Source organism: Barnesiella propionica, from assembly GCF_025567045.1.
Classification (GTDB): domain Bacteria; phylum Bacteroidota; class Bacteroidia; order Bacteroidales; family Barnesiellaceae; genus Barnesiella_B; species Barnesiella_B propionica.
Window position 1 is genome coordinate 221194 of sequence record NZ_JAOQJK010000005.1, and the last position, 18817, is coordinate 240010.

Below are 18817 nucleotides of genomic sequence, written 5' to 3' on the forward strand. Positions count from 1 at the left end.
TTATTTGATTTGTTCGTCACTTTCATCCAGCAATTTTTTAGACACATTTTTGAGTGTCTCTACAATTCCGCCGAACGGGTTTCTGTTCTTGTGACTTTCTTCTTTTATTTTCTTTAATTTTTTCTTGTCTTCTTTTTTGGAAGGAACGTAAAACTCTTCCTCTTCTTCCACTTTATCCTGTTTCGGGAGAACTGTACAAATATTATTTCCGGCAGCCAGAATAGAGATTCCTTCTATAAATTCTATTCCGGTATTTCTTTCTTTGCTGTCTATGATAATATCTTTTCTCAGAGTGCCTTTTCTTACTTTCATGCCGCTTTTTTCGGCCAGGAGTTCTTGTATGTTCTTAAGTTTGGAGCCTCCGCCGATAATAATGATACCCGCTGACAATTGTTTATTGTCAAATTTTGCATAACGTATCTGTGCCAGGACATTCTCCACTATTTCTTCGATGCGCGCTTCAATAACCCGGGAGCATGTATTCAGGTTAACTTGTGTGGAGTCTATGCCTTCGATATTGAATTTCATATCTTTGTCTACACGTGAACCCATCGCATCACCCAATAATATTTTGATACGTTCGGCGTCCGATTCTGTTACATTGAGACTGGCGATATCCCGTGTGATGTTCCTGCTCCCTAATGGTATAGTGACCAGATAGCGTAAATAATCGTTTTTGTAGATAGATACAGTTGTGGTTTCCGCTCCAAAATCGACTAAGATACATCCTAATTTTTTTTCTTCATCGGTAAGTACTTGAGAGGCCGAAACGATGGGAGTCAGAATGAAGCCTGCAACTGGGAGCTTTATCTCTTCGACAAGACGTGTATCTATATTTTTTTTCAATGACGGTTTGGCGACAATCAGTTTAAGATTGGCTTCTATATTCGAACCGAATACTCCTACCGGATTTTTTTCAGGACGATTATCTATAATATATTCGGTCGGCAATACGCTGATAATTTCGGTATTAGCTACGGGAATTCTTTTACTTTCGGCAATGATACGTTCTATAATACTATCTGTAATTTGTGTATCTTCCGGTAATTGAAGCGGAATAGTTGTATCTATGCTGTGGAGGGACTGTCCCGAAATTCCTACATATAATTTAGTGATCTTATGAGGGGCGATCCGGTTTTCCAGTTTGGTAATAATTTTTTTTACCCTTCCGGCAGTTTCCCGGACATTCACTATACATCCTCTTTTGATGTATTCGGCGATGTCTTCTTTTTCAATGGCCGAGACTATGAGTTGTCCTTCTTCATTTTTATAACCGGCCAGTCCCGTAATTTTAGAACTGCCCAATTCCAGTGCCACGATATATTTTTCTACTTCCATATGATTACGATAGTATTTGGACGTTATTCTTTCGGTATGATATTATTCGGCTTTTTATCTCTGCGCGTACATACGATCTGATTATCGAATTGGACCGATATTGTATCGTATGTGTTCCAGCCGATACGGGAAAAGGCTTGTTTGTAAAGGCACATGAGATTACTCAGTTTTGTTTCTAAATTTTCTGTATCTCCCAGTATGATCAGTTGGTCTCCGATTCGCGGGATAAGTTCTATCTCTCCGCTCTGGTTCACGTAGATTTGTTCTATCTGAGAATTCCAGAATTTATCATTCTGTAAATAAAGCGCAAGAGGGAGCAATTTGTTCACAGCAAATTCCTGATTAAATTCTCCGGTTGCTACCGGAACATAGGATAATGTCATAAAATTACTTGTAATGCGCTTCCCCTGTTTGTCCAGATAATAGGTGCTGTCGGGGGTAATCGCCCTTAATACGGGAATACGCTGACTTACATCTATCCGTATGTTCCCGTTTACTTTTTTATAACATTGAACATTACTTAAAATATCATTCTTTTTCAGTATTTCTTCAATCCGTTCCGTATTTACGTCTGTCAATAATTTTCCGGCGGGGGACAAATTTGATTTTTCGATGAGTTTGAGAATATCTTTATCACTGATATAATGTAAACGGGTACTATCTAAAACAGCTATCTCTATCTTGTTACATTTCTTTTCTCTTGCCAGCGTAGAACAATAGGCAAAAGCGGCGAAAAGATATGCAATCAACAGAACTAATGATATGAGTTTTAGAACAGTTTTCATTTATTCAATAATATATCACGAATTTGGGGGAGCATTCGGTCAATATCTCCTGCCCCCAAAGTAATTAAAACCTCAAAGTTACGGTCTTTTATTGTTTCAAGCAACATTTTTTTAGTACAAAGTTCTTTCTTTCTGCATGTTACTTTATTAAATATTATTTGTGACGATATCCCGGGTATGGGGATCTCTCTTGCCGGATAGATTTCGAGTAATATCAATTCATCGGCGTGTGATAATGCTTCGGCGAATTGTGGCGCAAAATCCCGGGTGCGGCTGTAAAGATGCGGCTGAAATATAACACTGATACGTTTTTCCGGATAGAGTGCCTTTACAGATGTGATGCTGGCTCTTATTTCATCGGGATGATGTGCATAATCGTCGATCATCACTATATTTTTTTCTTTTACCCAAAAGTCAAATCTCCGTTTGGCTCCTTTGAATGAAGCCATAGCTTTACGAATATCCTGTGCCGGAATACCGTTGAGCCATGCGATCGCTATTGATGCGACAGCATTCTCTATGTTTATCTCTACCGGAACTCCCAGTTCGATATCCGGTATAGAGTCTCCGGGTGCTATAAAATCGAATATGATCTGTCCGTTACCTATCCTGATATGTTCGGCGTGGAAGTCACCTCCTTTGTTTGCCGAATACTGATAGATTTTAACTCCCTCCTGAACGCGGGGAATGGCTTTGATGCCCTTTTTCATGATCAAACATCCTCCGGGCTGGATGAGAGAGGTAAAATGAGAAAAGCTTTCCAGGTATGCCTCTTCATTGCCATATATGTCAAAATGGTCCGGATCAGTTGCTGTAATTACTGCCATATATGGATGCAGACGATGGAACGAACGATCATATTCGTCGGCTTCAATAATAGAGAAAGGACTAGTCTCCGAAAGAATCAGATTACTGTCATAATTTTTTAAAATCCCACCCAGAAAAGCGTTGCATCCTATTGCGGACTGATGAAAAATATGGGCAGCCATGCTGGATGTCGTCGTTTTACCGTGTGTACCGGCGAAACATAGACCTTTACTTGAACTTGTGATAAGTCCTAATAGTTCTGATCTCTTTATTACCTTAAATCCGTTGTTACGGAAATATTCCAGTCCTTTGTGATTTTCCGGTATGGCTGGAGTGTATATTACTAATGTATTTTCCGGATTTTTACAGTAAGAAGGAATAGAATCTTCATCTTCATCGAAAAAGAGTTCAATGCCTTCACTTTGTAGCTGGTCGGTCAGGTGTGAAGGTGTTTTATCATATCCGGCTACCTTCATGCCCTTTGCAAGACAATAACGTTCCAGAGCACTCATGCCAATACCGCCGGCTCCTACGAAATATATCGATTTATAATTTTCCATTTATTTTCTGTTTTTCTCTATCAACTCTATAATCATCTCGGCAATACGTGACGCTGAGTCGTGTTGTCCTAGTGCCAGTATTTCGCTATTCATTTTATCGCATAAAGTCGTATTCCCGATAGTGGATAGGGCCTTGGGTATTAATTTCTCCACAGCTTCGTTATCCTTGATAAGGATCGCGGCACCCCGCGAAGAAAGTGCCTGGGCATTTTTTGTCTGATGGTCTTCCGCTACATTAGGAGAGGGTACCAGAATGCACGGTTTACCTAACAGGCATAATTCCGATATGGAGCTGGCACCTGCCCGGGAAATAACCAAGTCGGCCATTTTGTATGCCATATCCATCCTGGAGATGAATGGCATTTGTTTTATATTTTCTGCTTTTATTTTGCTGAGAGCATCTTTTGCTTTGTCATCGTAATTTTTGCCGGTTTGCCATATTAATTGGACATCGCTTTTTGCCAGTTTCCCCAGATGCGCTGTCACGCTTTGGTTTATAGTGCGTGCTCCCAGACTACCTCCGATAATCAATATCGTCTTTTTAGCCGGGTCGAGACCGAAAAACATCGCGGCTTCTTCCCGCGTACAAGAGCTGTTTAATAAATCCTGACGAATAGGATTTCCCGTAAGTTTTATTTTGTTTTTCGGGAAAAAACGTTCCATATTTTCGTATGCTACGCAAATGGCGGAAGCTTTGGAAGATAATAATTTATTAGTGACACCGGCGTAGGAATTCTGTTCTTGTATGAGGGTCGGGATACCCATACGGGATGCTACCCATAGTGTTGGTCCGCTTGCATATCCGCCTACGCCTACAGCTATGTCGGGTTTAAAAGTTTTTATGGCAATGCGTGCTTTGCGGATACTTTCCAAAAGTTTATATATCACTTTTGCATTCTTCAGCAGATTTTTCCGGTTAAAGCCATACACAGGAAGTCCTATGATTTCATATCCTGCAGCCGGAACTTTCTCCATCTCCATCCTGTTTTCTGCTCCTATAAAAAGGATTTCGGCTTCCGGATGTTTTGTACGGACTGCGTTAGCTATTGCTATGGCCGGGAAAATATGTCCTCCTGTCCCGCCTCCGCTAATCAAAACTTTTATGTGGTTGTTATTATTTGTCATATTCAAATATTCGTTGGATTAATAGCCTTGATGTCTTCAGGGATATTTTCCTGATTTTTATTTTCTGTAATATTTCCGCTATCGTCTTCATGAATTGCCGTACGACTTACACTGAGCATCATACCGAAACCTATACAGGCTATTATCATCGAAGATCCTCCTTTGCTGATAAGAGGCAGCGGTTGGCCTGATACGGGAAAAACTCCTACTACGATAGCCATGTGGAATAATGCCTGAAATGCGATCATTAAAGCTATGCCCATAATGAGTAGAGCCGGGTAAGCTTTGGTACATTTGCGGGCGATAAGTCCGGCGCGGATAAGCAATGAAATGTATAGAAACATGACTACCAGACCGCCTATAAATCCGGTATCTTCAATAATAATAGCATAGATAAAATCGGAATAAGCCAATGGTAAACGAGAGTTTTCCCGGCTGTTTCCCGGAAATACCCCTATAGCACCACCATTGGCTAGAGCCATTGCCGCATGATGCTGCTGGCGGTTGTAAGAGGTCGTAGGTTTTGAATATTCGGGAATACTGTCGCCTACGAAAAAATATTCCAAACGTTTTTTCCATGTCCCGCTTCGTTCTACATGTTTTGTGGCCAGCTCTGTCTGAGCTTTCTCTATCTTTTCGGATTTACCCGACATGGCGGCGAATCCTACTGCTCCTGCGGTAATGAGAACGCATAAAATAAGTCCAATCTTGCGGAATTCCACACCACCTATCAGCATCATACTACCACTTATCGAGACCAGTAATAATGTGTTGGTAAGACCTTGTGTTATCAATAGTGCGGAAAATATTGCGACAAGAATCAGGCACCAGATAATCGCTTTATTTCTTACGCCATTGGTTATCTGGTTTCTTGCCAGTATGTATGCCATTGAAAGCACGACTGCCAGTTTTGCCAGCTCGGCCGGTTGCACCGATATACCTAATAAGGTGAAGCTTCGGCGTGCACCGTTGATATAATCTCCGAAGAATATAGTGTAAAAGACCAGACCTATGGATAATGGTACGACCAATATAGGTAGAGTTCTGAACCATTTGTAAGGAATATGCTGAATGCCGTAGACCAGCATTCCTCCCCCTATAAGTAATATAACATGCTTGAATATGGGACTGAATACGCTGGCTCCGTTCCTGATCTCCTGGCTGCAAGCACTGAAAACTTCAACCACAGAGATAAGACATAATGTGATAAAGATTCCCCAGATGTAGCGGTCTCCCTGTAGTTGTGATTTCTGAGGAGCTTTTTCATCGGGAAGTTTTTTTTCTTCTCCGGATATGTTATTTTCGGTATCGGTCATTATAAAACGTATTTATGCAATGTGATTATAAATTTCTTACACAGTCTTTGAATTGTATACCGCGGTCTTCGTAACTTTTGAACAGATCGAAACTGGCACAGCATGGAGATAGTAACACCGTATCTCCGGGTTGTGCCGCCGCACTTGCTTTGATTACAGCCTCTTTCATGGAACCTGCATCGGCGATGTAAGGTACTTTTCCGTCGAAAAATTCATGAAGTTTCGAGTTATCCGCTCCCAAACAGATCAGAGCCGTAACTTTTTCTTTTACTAACTTTTCGATTTCGGTATAATCATTTCCTTTATCTTTTCCTCCTAATATTAGTACGACGGGAGTAGTCATACTTTCCAAAGCGTACCAGCATGAATTTACATTAGTTGCTTTTGAGTCGTTGATATATTGTACACCCCGTACTTTTGCTACTTTTTCAAGCCGGTGTTCTACTGCTTCGAAATCGCTCAACGCTTCTCTTATTTCATCTTTTTTTATGTCTAGCAGACGGGCAGAGAGACTGGCTGCCATAGAATTATATAAATTGTGGCGTCCGTGAAGAGATAATTTTTCTTCGTTAATGATCATTTCGTCTCCCAAAGTCTCTATATGTATTTCGTGATCTTTTTTGTATGCCTTCACATCTTGTTTGTGAGTTTCGGCAAAAGGATATTTTTGGACCTTTAATTGTAGATTTTGTAATTTTTCTTTTATGACAGGATCGTCATTCCAGTAAATAAATGCGTCTTCTTCGGTCTGGTTTTGTGTGATACGGAATTTTGCATTGACATAATTTTCCATATTGTAACCGTAACGATCCAGGTGGTCGGGGGTGATATTCAGTAATACCGCAATATTAGCTTTGAAATCATACATATTGTCCAGTTGGAAGCTGCTTAATTCGATAACGTAGTAATCGAAGTTTTCCGTAGCTACCTGAAGTGCTAAGCTTTTTCCTACATTTCCGGCCAATCCTACCTTGAGCCCTGCCTTTTTGAGTATATGATAAGTGAGCAGGGTGGTCGTGGTCTTTCCATTGCTGCCGGTGATGCAGATCATTCGCGCATGAGTATAGCGGCCTGCAAATTCAATTTCAGAAATTACAGGTATGTTTTTCTCTTTTATTTTGACGATTACAGGAGCTGTATCGGGAATGCCCGGACTTTTAATTACTTCATCTGCATTTAGGATAAGAGATTCGGTATGCTGTCCTTCTTCCCAAGTGATATCATGCTGTTCGAGCAATTTTTTATAAGTGTCTTGTATCCGGGACATATCTGATACAAAAACATCAAATCCTTTCACTTTTGCCAGGACGGCAGCTCCGGCACCGCTTTCGCCTGCTCCTAAAATTACGATTCTTTTACTTTCCATGATTATTCCTCCTTTGGTTACCGCATTTTAAGTGTAACAATAGTGATGACAGCCAACATGATTCCCACGATCCAAAAACGTACCACGATCTTGGATTCAGGTACGGCATTGAAAGGACGTTGTATCAATGCATCTATTCCTGAGTTTCCGGATTTCTGGAAATGGTGGTGCAACGGTGTCATTTTAAATATTCGTTTTCCAGCACCGTATTTTTTCTTAGTTATTTTAAAATAGGCGACTTGCAATACTACCGATAGGTTTTCCACCAGGAAAATAGCGCATAAAATAGGTATAAGAAGCTCTTTGTGAATAATTATGGCAAAAACAGCGATAATTCCTCCTAAAGTAAGACTTCCGGTATCTCCCATAAATACCTGGGCCGGATACGCATTATACCATAAGAAACCTATGGTTGCTCCAATGAAAGCGCTGATGAATACCACCAGTTCTTCACTTCCCGGGATATACATTATATTCAGGTAGGAAGCGTAAGCGATGTGCCCCGAAAGATATGCCAGTATTCCCAGAGTCAACCCTATGATGGCAGAACTTCCGGTCGCCAGTCCGTCAAGACCGTCCGTAAGATTGGCGCCGTTCGATACGGCGGTAACCACGAATATAGTCATTAATACGAAAATTACCCAACCTGCGGCTTGTGCATGCTTTCCCATAAACCCTGCAAGATCGGCATAATCGAAATTATTATTTTTGAAAAACGGTATGGTTGTTTGTGTGGATTTGATATTTTCAGGCGTATACTTTATTACTTCTTCGTTGTTTACCCCTTTTACCTGTACATTTTCGCGTATTACTACATCGGGACTCAGATAAAGGGTGAGGCCTACGATGAGCCCCAATCCTATTTGTCCAATGATTTTGAAACGGCCGTGAAGTCCTTCTTTGTCTTTTTTGAAAACCTTTATATAATCATCGAGAAATCCCAGACTTCCCAGCCATACGGTTGTAACCAACATGAGAATCATGTAAATGTTGCTTAACTTTCCTACCAACAGGCAGGGAATTAAAATGGCTATGATAATAATGATGCCTCCCATCGTAGGAGTACCTTTTTTGCTCATCTGACCTTCAAGGCCCAGATCCCGAACGATTTCTCCTATCTGAAGGAGTTGTAACTTATCTATGATGCGCCGTCCTATGATGGTTGCAATAAATAAGGAGAGAATGAGAGCGATGCCGGACCGGAATGAGATGTAGTCAAACAGCCTGGAACCGGGTATATGGAGAGTTTCCAGATATTGAAATAAATAGTAAAGCATTTCCTTTGCGTATTGTAATATTATTATCTTTTGGTTTCTTCAAATAGTTTTTCGACTTCTTCTTTGTCATCGAAGTGATGTTTCACACCTTTTATTTCCTGGTAATTTTCATGACCTTTTCCGGCGATGAGTATCACATCTCCCGGCTTTGCAAATTGAGTAGCAAGACGGATAGCTTCCCTTCTGTCGGCGATGGAGACGGTTTTGCGCCGTTCTTCCGGTGTCTCAAGTCCTGTAAGCATATCTTTCAGTATATCTTCCGGTTCTTCGAAGCGGGGGTTGTCTGATGTAAGAATGACTCTGTCGCTTGCGTTTACAGCCTCACGTGTCATGAGCGGACGTTTTCCTTTATCCCGGTTTCCTCCGGCCCCCACCACTGTTATGATTTCTCCTCTGTTCCTGAGAACTTCCCGTATCGAACCTAATACATTATTCAGAGCATCAGGGGTATGAGCATAATCAATGACGACTGTATATCCGTCGGGAGAATGAAGAGTTTGGAAACGTCCTGTGACAGGCATAAGCAGACTCATTTTAATGAGAACCTCCTCCGGGTTGCGGCCCAACAAACAAGCAGCTCCGTAAACCGAAAGCAGATTATATGCGTTGAATTTTCCGACAAACCTTACTTCAACCTCTTTTCCGTTTATTTGTAATGTAGTTCCATCTATGCGGCTTTCAACGATATAACCTTTAAAGTCGGCCGGTGTACGCAGTGAATAAGTATGTTTTGAGGCCTTGGTATTTTGTAGCATGACCATTCCCGATTTATCGTCGAGGTTGGTAAGGGCGAATGCTTTATCTGGTAATTCATCGAAGAAGAGCTTTTTAGCTTTGAGATATGCTTCGACAGTTTTGTGATAATCCAGGTGGTCGCGTGTCAGGTTTGTAAATATTGCTCCATTGAAATCAAGGCCGGCAATACGGCGTTGCTGGGCTGAATGGGAACTGACTTCCATAAAGGCGTAGGTGCATCCGGAGTCTACCATTCTGCGTAAAAGCCCGTTTAACTGGATAGGATCCGGAGTCGTATGCGTGGCAGGAACGGCTACGTCGTCAATATAGTTGCATACGGTGGAAAGTAAGCCTACTTTTTCTCCGAACAAGCGAAACATTTCATATAGCAAAGTCGCCGTGGTAGTTTTTCCGTTTGTTCCCGTAACTCCGGTTAAGACCAGTTCACGTGAAGGATATCCGTACCAAGCTGAAGCTAAGCGTGCCAGTGCTTCTGCGCTGTCTTTTACCTGGATATACAATATTTTTTTATCTGTTTTCGCGGGAATTTCTTCGCAAACTATTGCAACCGCTCCTTGTTCTATTGCCTTGTCTATATATTCATGCCCATCGGTATTCGTTCCACGTACGGCGACAAATAAAAAATTATCGCGAATATTTCTGGAATCGGAATCTATCCCGGCTACTTTTTCTACAGGATTACCCTGGTGTGAAAGGGGCTTTATGTCTTGTATTAACTTTTTTAATTCCATTGTAAATAGCTTCTTATATCTCTAATGTAATCCATATTTTTTGTCCTTTACGAATTGCCGTACCGGGAGGTATGGATTGGGTTTTTACTTTTCCTTTTCCTTTCAGACCAACCTTAAGCCCTGACTTTTCGAGAATATATAGCGCATCTTTTGCACCCATATTCGTAACATTAGGGACGAAGGTATATGTTTTATCTAAGTCGTGTTGGATGTTTTGTTGTTCTTTGTCATATATCAGCCCGAGATTTTTACAAACCGTATATGTGGCCTCTTCCGATCCGGTTTTTATACGAGGTTCAAAAGGACGGACGGTATCGCGTTTAATCTCCAGATGGGTATCTAACAAGCCCATGGCGAACATTTTTTCCGCAATGCTTTTCAACACACCTCCGGAATAGCGGGCTGCCGACGGCATACCCGGAAGGTCAGGTTCCGAAATAGTGACTACACAGGAATATTGGGGATTTTCGGCCGGGAAGAAACCGCAGAATGTAATACGGTATCCGCTGTATCCTTCTTTGCCCCTCGACACTTTCGCTGTTCCTGTCTTTCCTGCTATTTTTACTTTGTCCGAGCGAACGGCCCGGGCAGTTCCTCCTTCTTCGAATACGACGCCGAATAACATTTTCTGGAGAGCTTGGGCTGTTTCCGGTTTACACATTTGTTCCCGTATGTATTCGGTATTGAATATCGAATCGGTTTTTCCCTCTTTAATAAGCTCTTTTACAAGTCTGGGACGTACGAACTTGCCATTATTGGCTATGGTGTTGTACAGAGCGAGAATATAAATGGGCGGTATGGCAGTGGAATATCCGTAAGACATACGGGTAAGGTCTATTTTTCCTTCCAGGTTATTTTTTAAGTGCCGTATTTGTGGTATAACTGCTCCGGGAATATGTAAATTAAGAGGATCTGTGAACCCGATACGTTCGATTTCTTTTACGAAACCGTCGGGGTTGTCTCCGAAGCCTTTTAAAGTTATGACCGATAATCCGATGTTCGAAGAGTACCATATACATTGTTCTGCGGTGATTTGTGCTCGCGGATGGGTGTCGGTTATCGGCTTGTTTGCCGGAAACGGGAACCTTCCGTTATGAACGTTGACCAGGTCGTGCGGTCTTACGATTCCCTTGTCCAGTGCGATCATCATTGACAGAGCTTTTACTGTAGACCCCGGTTCGTATGCTCTTACCGCTTCGTTCGTTCCTTCATAATAATCACCGTTGGAAGTGCGTGTAAGATTTGACATTGCCTTGATATCTCCGGTGGCAACTTCCATGACTACTGCAACGCCGAATTGTGCATTAATAGGCTTTATGATATCCAGTAAGGATTGTTCTGTTATATCTTGTATGTCTATGTCGAGTGTGGTTTTCACATCTACTCCTCTGGTAGGAGGTGTTTCTTCCCAGCCGATAATTCCGCTGGTCACTTGCTTTTTTACACGTTGGCCCGGTTTCCCTTTCAGTAAGTTATCGAATGATTTTTCAAGGCCGCTGGAACCGCACTGGTTTTCATCCACATTACCGATGGCCCGTGAAGCCATGGAACCGAAAGGTTTCAGCCGTTGTATTTTTGCATCCTCGGGACGGCATATATGCAATCCGGTATGAGATGCAAATTCCCTTTGATATCTTTTGTGATTAAAAAAAGGAAATGTTTTTATCTCTTGAAAATCTTTGTCGAAAACATCCCTTACCAGAACGTAATTTCTGTTTTTGTCTCTTCTTTCGTAAGCTTTGCGGATATCTTTATTATATTGCTTTGCTGTTTTATTAGGAAATTTTCTGGCCAGAGCCTCGCTCAGGGCCGGAAGCTCTTTGAGGAAAATAGTGTCTTTATCGAATTTGGAAGCTTTAAAATCTATAAGAACATGATATAGTACAATGTCTGTCGCCATGATGCGTCCGTCTGAAGCCAGAATATCACCCCGATACGGTTTTAATGTATCAATGCGTGAGAGTTCGGACATAGCCTTTGCATTCCAGTGTCTGGCGTCGATAAAGCAGGTATGTGCGGCCTTAGTAATAATCCAGCCGGCAAACATCAATGTCAACGTTATAATGATAGAATATCTGAATAATATATGTGCGCTGTTTTTAGTCTTTTTCGCCATAGTCCTCTCTTTCCAATTTATAAGGTGGATACATGGGAATGCCCAGATTAAGTTGTTGTTTTTCTACTAAGTCTTGTATTTGTGACTGACGTATCATACCTCTGTAGTGGGCCGATTGTTTAAGATATTCCGAACGGGCATTCGTTAATTTATATTTCAGGGTGTTGATTTCTTTTATTTTTGATTGACAGGAATACCGGTTACTGATAAATGCAAATATCAGTAGAACGACTATCCCGATGTTCTTCCAGTGTTTATAAAAAAGCTCATCCGAGAAAATTCGTCCCTGTACCGTTTTTTTTAGAATTTGAAAAGCGGTCATCCCGGTTTCAGTTTTTTTCTCTGCATTTGCTCCCATACTTATAGCGTTAATAATTTCCGGTTATATTTTTTCTGCTATTCTTAATTTTGCGCTTCGTGACCGGGGATTCCTTTCTATTTCCTCATCCGAAGGTGTGATTACTTTATTATTGATCAGCTTGAACGGCGTATTTATTTTTCCGTAAAAATCTTTTTTAGTTTGTCCTTCTATATTCCCTGTCTTTAAAAAATTCTTTACCATGCGGTCTTCCAGCGAATGATAGGTAAGAATGACCAGCCTTCCGCCGGGTTTTAATAGAGAGGACGATTGTTGCAATAATTGTTTCAGACTGTCCATTTCATGATTTACTTCTATCCGTAATGCCTGAAAGAGTTGTGCCAATTCTTTTTTTTCTTGTTTATTGCTGATAAAAGGCTTTACAATTGACAGTAATTGCTCTGTCGTTTCGATTTTTCCTGTATTCCTGGCTTTTACCAGGGCGGAAGCTATTTTTCTGGATGTTTTCAGCTCTCCGTATAAGTACAGGATGTCTGCCAAACGCTCCTCATTATAGGTGTTGATAATATCTTCGGCGGTAAGATCTGCATGTTTATTCATGCGCATGTCCAGTCTTCCTTCAAAGCGAAAAGAAAATCCTCGTTGCGAATCGTCAAAATGGTGGAATGATACCCCCAGATCGGCTAAGATTCCATCTATTTTCGTGACATGGTGAAACTTCATAAAATTTTTGAGGAACCGAAAATTACTGCGTATGAATGTAAACCGTTTGTCTTCTATGATATTTTGTTCAGCATCTTCATCCTGGTCGAATGCATATAAATGGCCGCTATTATTCAGCAGACGTAATATCTCACGGGAATGTCCTCCTCCCCCGAATGTAACGTCGACATAGATCCCGTCCGGTTTCAGGTTGAGACCGGCCATACATTCATTCAATAATGCAGGTATATGATATATAGGCTTTTGCATGATTTTATCGAATCCCAAGATATCTAAGCTTTTTAGAGTGTAAAGATATGGATTTTTATTGTATACTTCTTTATGAAAATCTTATTTTTTTCAATCGTTTCAAGCATACATTTTTCTTTGTTTATACTTTTCGGTTTCTTGTGTGTGGGAACGAAATATTCTTTTACAATGGAGGAAAATGTATTGAAATCGTTTTTATGTTTAAAATCGGATAAAAAAAATCGTAATTGAATAATAAAGAATAAAAAATCCTGTAATTTTGTGCGATATTTATTAATTATGGAATCTTTGTCACCGCTGCAATTAGATGTAGAAGAAATTGTAAAAAATAAAGCTCCCAAGTATGCTTCCAAGATACCTGGTTTTGCCTTTCGTTATCTGGAACGGGTTATTTGCCAGGAAGGGTTAAATGAATTATTGCGGGAGAATCATGGGAAAGAAGGGGTGGAATTTGCAACAGCTGTCCTGTCTGATCTGAATGTTTCCATAAAAGTTATCGGTGAAGAAAATATACCGGATGAGGGTCGTTTTACCTTTGCTTCCAATCATCCTTTAGGTGGGCTTGACGGCATGGGATTAATTTCTTGGTTCGGCAAGAAGTATGAAGGTAAAATTAAATTTATGGTTAATGATCTGCTGATGAATGTGAAGCCTTTGGCTCCTGTTTTTTTGCCGATTAATAAACATGGCGGACAGGCAAAAGGGTCTACCGAGATCATTAATAAAGCATATGAATCGGATGATCAGATACTGGTTTTTCCTGCAGGTCTCGTTTCCCGCCGCCAAGGAAAAGATATCAGGGATCTGGAATGGAAAAAGGCATTTATAACTAAAACCGTCCAATTCCGACGGGATATAATCCCTCTTTATTTCGACGGGCTTAACAGCGGTCGGTTTTATAAGTTTGCACAAATTCGTAAACGTTTAGGTCTCAAATTCAATATAGAAATGATATATTTGCCAAGTGAAATGTTCAAAAGCCGGAACAAGACTTTTCGGGTTTACGTAGGTAAGCCTATTCCTTGGCAATCTTTGGATAAGTCAAAGACTGTTGCGGAGTGGGCAGAATATATTAAAGACATAGTTTATCACATTAAAAAATAAAAGCACGTTTGCTATGGAAGATTTTATATCCCCGGTGGACAAGGACTTATTGAAGTCGGAGCTCACTCTCGAAAGATTTATGAGGGATACTCGTAAGGGTGATAATAAAATATATATCGTCAATTGCAATAACGCTCCGAATGTTATGCGTGAAATAGGACGCTTGCGTGAGATCGCTTTTCGTACCGCCGGTGGAGGTACGGGACGTTCGATGGATATAGACGAGTTTGATACCATGGAAGAGCCTTGTCAGCAGTTGATAGTCTGGAATCCCGAGGCGGAAGAAATAATCGGGGGATATAGGTTCATTTTGGGAGAAAATATCCGTTATGATGAAAACGGGAGGCCGTGTATCGCTACATCACACATGTTTGATTTTTCACCTGAGTTCATTAGGGATTATATGCCGCATACTCTGGAGTTAGGACGTTCTTTTGTAACACTTGAATATCAGTCTTCCAAGGCAGGAGCTAAAGGTCTTTTCGCTTTGGATAATTTGTGGGACGGTTTGGGTGCATTGACGGTCGATTATCCTCAGATAGAATACTTCTTCGGCAAAGTAACCATGTATCCTTCGTATTCTACGGAGGGAAGAAATATGATCCTTTATTTTTTGAACAAGCATTTTCCCGACCCCCAGCACTTAGTTTGGCCGCGTATGCCTTTAAAGACAAATACTGATGAGGAAAAAATGAAAGATCTGTTCATATATGATTCTTTTAAAGACGATTATAAAGTGCTGAACCAGCAGGTGCGTGCACTGGGTTACAATATACCGCCTTTAGTAAATGCATATATGGGTTTATCTCCTACCATGCGTATGTTCGGTACGGCGATAAACGATGAGTTCGGTGATGTGGAAGAGACAGGAATTCTTATTGCGGTAAAAGAAATACTGGAAGAAAAACGCAGTCGTTATATAGAGACTTATGATAAGTTGCCGCCTATCAAGATATCGTGACAAAAAGCCTTTTGGCTAAAATAATACTCCGGGATATGACATAATTATCATATCCCGGAGTATTATTTTATATATGTTGTCTGCATTTTAGTATATTTGTAGTGTGCACTTTTAATTACGACGGTTATGAAAATAGGAATATATCTGGGGGTTATCTTATTAGGTATCTGCTTTTCCTGTAAAAAAGATCCGGTTTCCCGGCTTGAGTCGGTAGATTTACTGGTGTTATACGGGGAAGATAGCTGCCGTTTTGTGCAGCCTGACGGAAAGGAGATGTTGGTTTCTAATTATAAAGAATCATCTCTCGGATATGACGGAATGTTCTTGGTAAAAGATCAAGCGGATGGAAAGTGGGGATATGCGGATGAAGATGGAAACTATCTCCTACCTTCGGTGTACCGGTCGGCTTCCGTGTTTTCGGAAGGCAAAGCCTGGGTAGTCCGACAGAATGAAGCACCCGGCCTGATAGATACGAAAGGACGGTTAAAGTTTACACTACGGGATGCCTATGAGACTCGTATATTCCGGGATGGATTGGCTGCTTATTCGTTGAGGAACGGGAAATGGGGCTTTGTAGACGGGAAAGGAAATACGATTATTATTCCCGATTATATCGCAGTTACTGATTTTATAAATGGCATAGCGGCGGTTTGTTTCCGGGATAAAAGATGGGGGTATATCAGGAGAGACGGTTCATTGATTTTCGACAAGAAATTTGAAACTGCTTTCCCGTTTTCTCAAAACAGTCTTGCGGTCGTGAAAGAAGGCGGAAAATATAAGGTGATAAATAGAGAAGGGAAAGAAATTTTTGTATCGCAGGGCGACAAGTTGTTGCCTGATGGAAAATGGTTCCGGATATTGCAGGCCGGGAAATGGGGGTGGTGTAATGAAAAGGGTGAGATCATCATAAAACCTGTATTTGAAGAAACCGGATATTTTTATGATGAAGGACTGGCTCCTGTTAAGATACGTAAGAAATGGGGGTATATAGATACGAAAGGGAGAATGAAGATTAAAAGACAGTTCCGGGAAGCTTATCCGTTCATTGGAGAGAGAGCAGCAGTACGAGTAGATAACAGTTATGGATTTATAGATAAGTCCGGCCGTTTTATTGTCAATCCTCAATATAACGCTATCTCTGATGATTATCTAAGTCAAGCTCTCCAAAGTTCGTCATATTATAATTCTGTCGTTACGGATGTAGTCCGGCGTTAATAATGAAAAAGGAAAGGAGATCAAGCTCTTTTCCTTTTTATTGTAATTAAGAATTGGTTAGTTTCTTTTTACAGAGTATTTTGTTCTTGGGTTTCGTTTTTTCCGGACAGAGGTAATACTTTTATATTTCCTAATGCAATTTTCTTGATGTTGGGATTCCCTTCATAATATACTGTGCCATTTCCGGTAGCTTTGGCCTTTAATGTTTTCTCCGCAAAGCAACCGATGGATGCGTTTCCGTAAATAGAGCATCGTACATCCCTGGCTTTTAATTTATGTGCCCGTATTTCTCCCACACCTGTTACCGATAAGTCTGCTTCGCGGCAACTGCCGCTGATGTCTATATATCCTTTTCCGGTGAGTATGGATGCCTTTACAATGCTGAAATTGACGTCGGGAGCCAGTATGGAGCCGTTTCCGGTCAATTTAAGCGATAATAAGCTTCCGGTTAGTTTGTCGGGTAGATTCATTCGCAAGTCTCCGTTATATTCTGCCGATTCTAAGGCTGTGGAATATAGGGTGATGTCTGCCAGATTTCCTTCCGGTTTTTTGGTGTCGGTATATTTTATGATTAGTTCGCCTTTTTTACAATTAACCGAAATATATTCGGAAGTTCCGGTGTCGCCGGTGATCACCACATAGCCTGCCGAATCGGGATTTATACGATGGATAACATTGAAATTGTTAAGGATTTTTACTTTATAAAAATCATCTACGTGTATCTTTTGAGTATATTGCTTTTCTGTTGCTGTGCGGTTTTCTGAAAAACAGAAAAAGGTGAATCCTATGGCCAGAGCCGTTATTGTCAAAAATATTTTTTTCATAAGAATATATATGTGTGAGATTATTACTGATCGAGCTGATTGATTTCAACGTCCTTGATGATTTTTAATAATTCCTCTTTCGTGTTAGCGCGCAACATGGCTATCCGCGTTTCCTTGAAATTGGGAATGCCTTTGAAAACAGGAGTAGTGGCCAGATGCCGTCTTATGTGCAATATCCCGCGATATTCGTCCAGCCGGTCTATACTTTCCTGTATCTGACGGTACAGGACATCCAGCTTTTCTTTTGAAGAGAGGGCTGGTGCGTGTTCTCCGTATTTCAGGAAATGTTTTATGTCCCGGAATATCCAGGGTCTTCCGATAGATGCCCGGCCCACCATAATGGCGTCTATCCCGTAACGGTTGAATTTTTCATAAGCCACTTCGGGAGTAGTCACGTCACCGTTCCCGATAATAGGTATGTGTATACGGGGATTATTCTTTACTTCTCCTATCAGGGCCCAGTCTGCTTCTCCGGTATACATCTGGCTGCGTGTGCGACCATGTATGGTTAAGGCTGCTATGCCGCAATCCTGTAATTGTTCTGCCAGGGAAACAATGATTTTTGATTCATGGTCCCAACCCAGCCGAGTCTTTACCGTAACGGGTATTTGCACGGCTTTTACGACGGCTGCTGTTATTTCCAGCATTTTAGGTATGTCTTTGAGCATACCGGCTCCCGCACCTTTTCCTGCAACTTTTTTTACCGGGCATCCGAAATTGATATCCAGAATGTCGGGTTGAGCTGCTTCGCATATTTGAGCCGCTTCCACCATAGCATCGGTTTCACGTCCGTATATCTGCATGGCTACGGGCCTTTCTTTTTTACTAATCGTCAGTTTTTGCCGGGTGCGATTTATACTACGGATAAGTGCGTCACTGGATATAAATTCGGTATATACCATGTCGGCCCCGAATTCTTTACACAATAACCGGAAGGATGGATCTGTAACATCTTCCATGGGTGCTAATAATACGGGGTATTTACCGAAATCTATATCTCCTATTTTCATAATTATCCTCTAAATATAAGACGAAGATAATTTATTTTTATGATTTATGTGGTTTTTTCTTTTTTAAAAAAGATGAAGCGTAATGAGACCGTACCTGTATTGCAGGGTTTTACGAGTCTTTATATGATACGAAAAAACAGGTTTTTACAGGTTGTATTAAGGTTTTTTCTTTTTTTGATCTTTCTAAATAATCATATATTTGTTTGAAACGAAATATAATGAAAAATATTTTATT

General features: G+C 40.9%; 16 protein-coding genes. 3 read left to right on the forward strand and 13 right to left on the reverse strand.

Annotation, left to right across the window (positions count from 1 at the left end; genetic code table 11):
* Genes ftsA through rsmH form a run of 11 tightly spaced genes read right to left on the reverse strand, consistent with a single transcriptional unit; the run spans position 1 to position 13468 of the window.
* Complete coding sequence (ftsA, locus tag OCV73_RS08880) at positions 1 to 1338, reverse strand: cell division protein FtsA (RefSeq protein WP_147551412.1); 1338 nt, start codon at positions 1336 to 1338, stop codon at positions 1 to 3.
* A gap of 23 nt (positions 1339 to 1361) precedes the next feature.
* On the reverse strand, positions 1362 to 2123 hold the full coding sequence (locus OCV73_RS08885) for a cell division protein FtsQ/DivIB (RefSeq protein ID WP_147551414.1): 762 nt from the start codon (positions 2121 to 2123) through the stop codon (positions 1362 to 1364).
* Positions 2120 to 3490 (reverse strand): UDP-N-acetylmuramate--L-alanine ligase, encoded by a 1371-nt coding sequence (gene murC, locus OCV73_RS08890; protein ID WP_147551416.1) that lies wholly within the window; start codon positions 3488 to 3490, stop codon positions 2120 to 2122. Before murC ends, OCV73_RS08885 begins: the two co-directional genes overlap by 4 nt.
* On the reverse strand, positions 3491 to 4615 hold the full coding sequence (gene murG, locus OCV73_RS08895) for an undecaprenyldiphospho-muramoylpentapeptide beta-N-acetylglucosaminyltransferase (protein WP_147551418.1): 1125 nt from the start codon (positions 4613 to 4615) through the stop codon (positions 3491 to 3493).
* 2 nt (positions 4616 to 4617) lie between these two features.
* Positions 4618 to 5931 (reverse strand): FtsW/RodA/SpoVE family cell cycle protein, encoded by a 1314-nt coding sequence (locus OCV73_RS08900; RefSeq protein ID WP_147551420.1) that lies wholly within the window; start codon positions 5929 to 5931, stop codon positions 4618 to 4620.
* A 25-nt stretch (positions 5932 to 5956) separates the two neighbouring features.
* Positions 5957 to 7297, reverse strand: coding sequence for a UDP-N-acetylmuramoyl-L-alanine--D-glutamate ligase (gene murD, locus OCV73_RS08905; protein WP_147551422.1), 1341 nt, complete (start codon positions 7295 to 7297; stop codon positions 5957 to 5959).
* Positions 7298 to 7314: 17 nt separating this feature from the next.
* Complete coding sequence (mraY, locus tag OCV73_RS08910; protein ID WP_147551424.1) at positions 7315 to 8574, reverse strand: phospho-N-acetylmuramoyl-pentapeptide-transferase; 1260 nt, start codon at positions 8572 to 8574, stop codon at positions 7315 to 7317.
* A 23-nt stretch (positions 8575 to 8597) separates the two neighbouring features.
* Positions 8598 to 10061 (reverse strand): UDP-N-acetylmuramoyl-L-alanyl-D-glutamate--2,6-diaminopimelate ligase, encoded by a 1464-nt coding sequence (locus tag OCV73_RS08915; RefSeq protein WP_147551426.1) that lies wholly within the window; start codon positions 10059 to 10061, stop codon positions 8598 to 8600.
* 13 nt (positions 10062 to 10074) lie between these two features.
* Positions 10075 to 12177, reverse strand: coding sequence for a penicillin-binding protein (locus OCV73_RS08920; RefSeq protein ID WP_147551428.1), 2103 nt, complete (start codon positions 12175 to 12177; stop codon positions 10075 to 10077).
* Positions 12161 to 12535 carry an FtsL-like putative cell division protein gene (locus tag OCV73_RS08925; RefSeq protein WP_147551430.1) on the reverse strand — a complete coding sequence of 125 codons (375 nt, stop codon included), beginning with the start codon at positions 12533 to 12535 and terminating at the stop codon, positions 12161 to 12163. The genes OCV73_RS08920 and OCV73_RS08925 overlap by 17 nt, the downstream gene beginning before the upstream one ends.
* Positions 12536 to 12559: 24 nt before the next feature.
* Positions 12560 to 13468 (reverse strand): 16S rRNA (cytosine(1402)-N(4))-methyltransferase RsmH, encoded by a 909-nt coding sequence (gene rsmH, locus OCV73_RS08930; protein ID WP_147551432.1) that lies wholly within the window; start codon positions 13466 to 13468, stop codon positions 12560 to 12562.
* A 279-nt stretch (positions 13469 to 13747) separates the two neighbouring features.
* Here rsmH and OCV73_RS08935 point away from each other — a divergent pair, with 279 nt between their 5' ends.
* The 3 genes from OCV73_RS08935 to OCV73_RS08945 all read left to right on the forward strand — a co-directional run bounded on the left by OCV73_RS08935 (position 13748) and on the right by OCV73_RS08945 (position 16748).
* Positions 13748 to 14572 (forward strand): 1-acyl-sn-glycerol-3-phosphate acyltransferase, encoded by an 825-nt coding sequence (locus tag OCV73_RS08935; RefSeq protein ID WP_147551434.1) that lies wholly within the window; start codon positions 13748 to 13750, stop codon positions 14570 to 14572.
* Between the two features lie 13 nt (positions 14573 to 14585).
* On the forward strand, positions 14586 to 15533 hold the full coding sequence (locus tag OCV73_RS08940; RefSeq protein WP_147551436.1) for a GNAT family N-acetyltransferase: 948 nt from the start codon (positions 14586 to 14588) through the stop codon (positions 15531 to 15533).
* 126 nt (positions 15534 to 15659) lie between these two features.
* Positions 15660 to 16748 carry a WG repeat-containing protein gene (locus OCV73_RS08945; protein ID WP_147551438.1) on the forward strand — a complete coding sequence of 363 codons (1089 nt, stop codon included), beginning with the start codon at positions 15660 to 15662 and terminating at the stop codon, positions 16746 to 16748.
* Between the two features lie 68 nt (positions 16749 to 16816).
* On the opposite strand, the gene OCV73_RS08950 is transcribed toward OCV73_RS08945, so the two are convergent.
* On the reverse strand, positions 16817 to 17572 hold the full coding sequence (locus tag OCV73_RS08950) for a GIN domain-containing protein (protein WP_147551440.1): 756 nt from the start codon (positions 17570 to 17572) through the stop codon (positions 16817 to 16819).
* Between the two features lie 23 nt (positions 17573 to 17595).
* The gene (dusB, locus tag OCV73_RS08955) at positions 17596 to 18582 is read right to left on the reverse strand and encodes a tRNA dihydrouridine synthase DusB (RefSeq protein ID WP_147551442.1); all 987 of its coding nucleotides are present in this window, start codon (positions 18580 to 18582) and stop codon (positions 17596 to 17598) included.
* Positions 18583 to 18817: the final 235 nt, after the last annotated feature.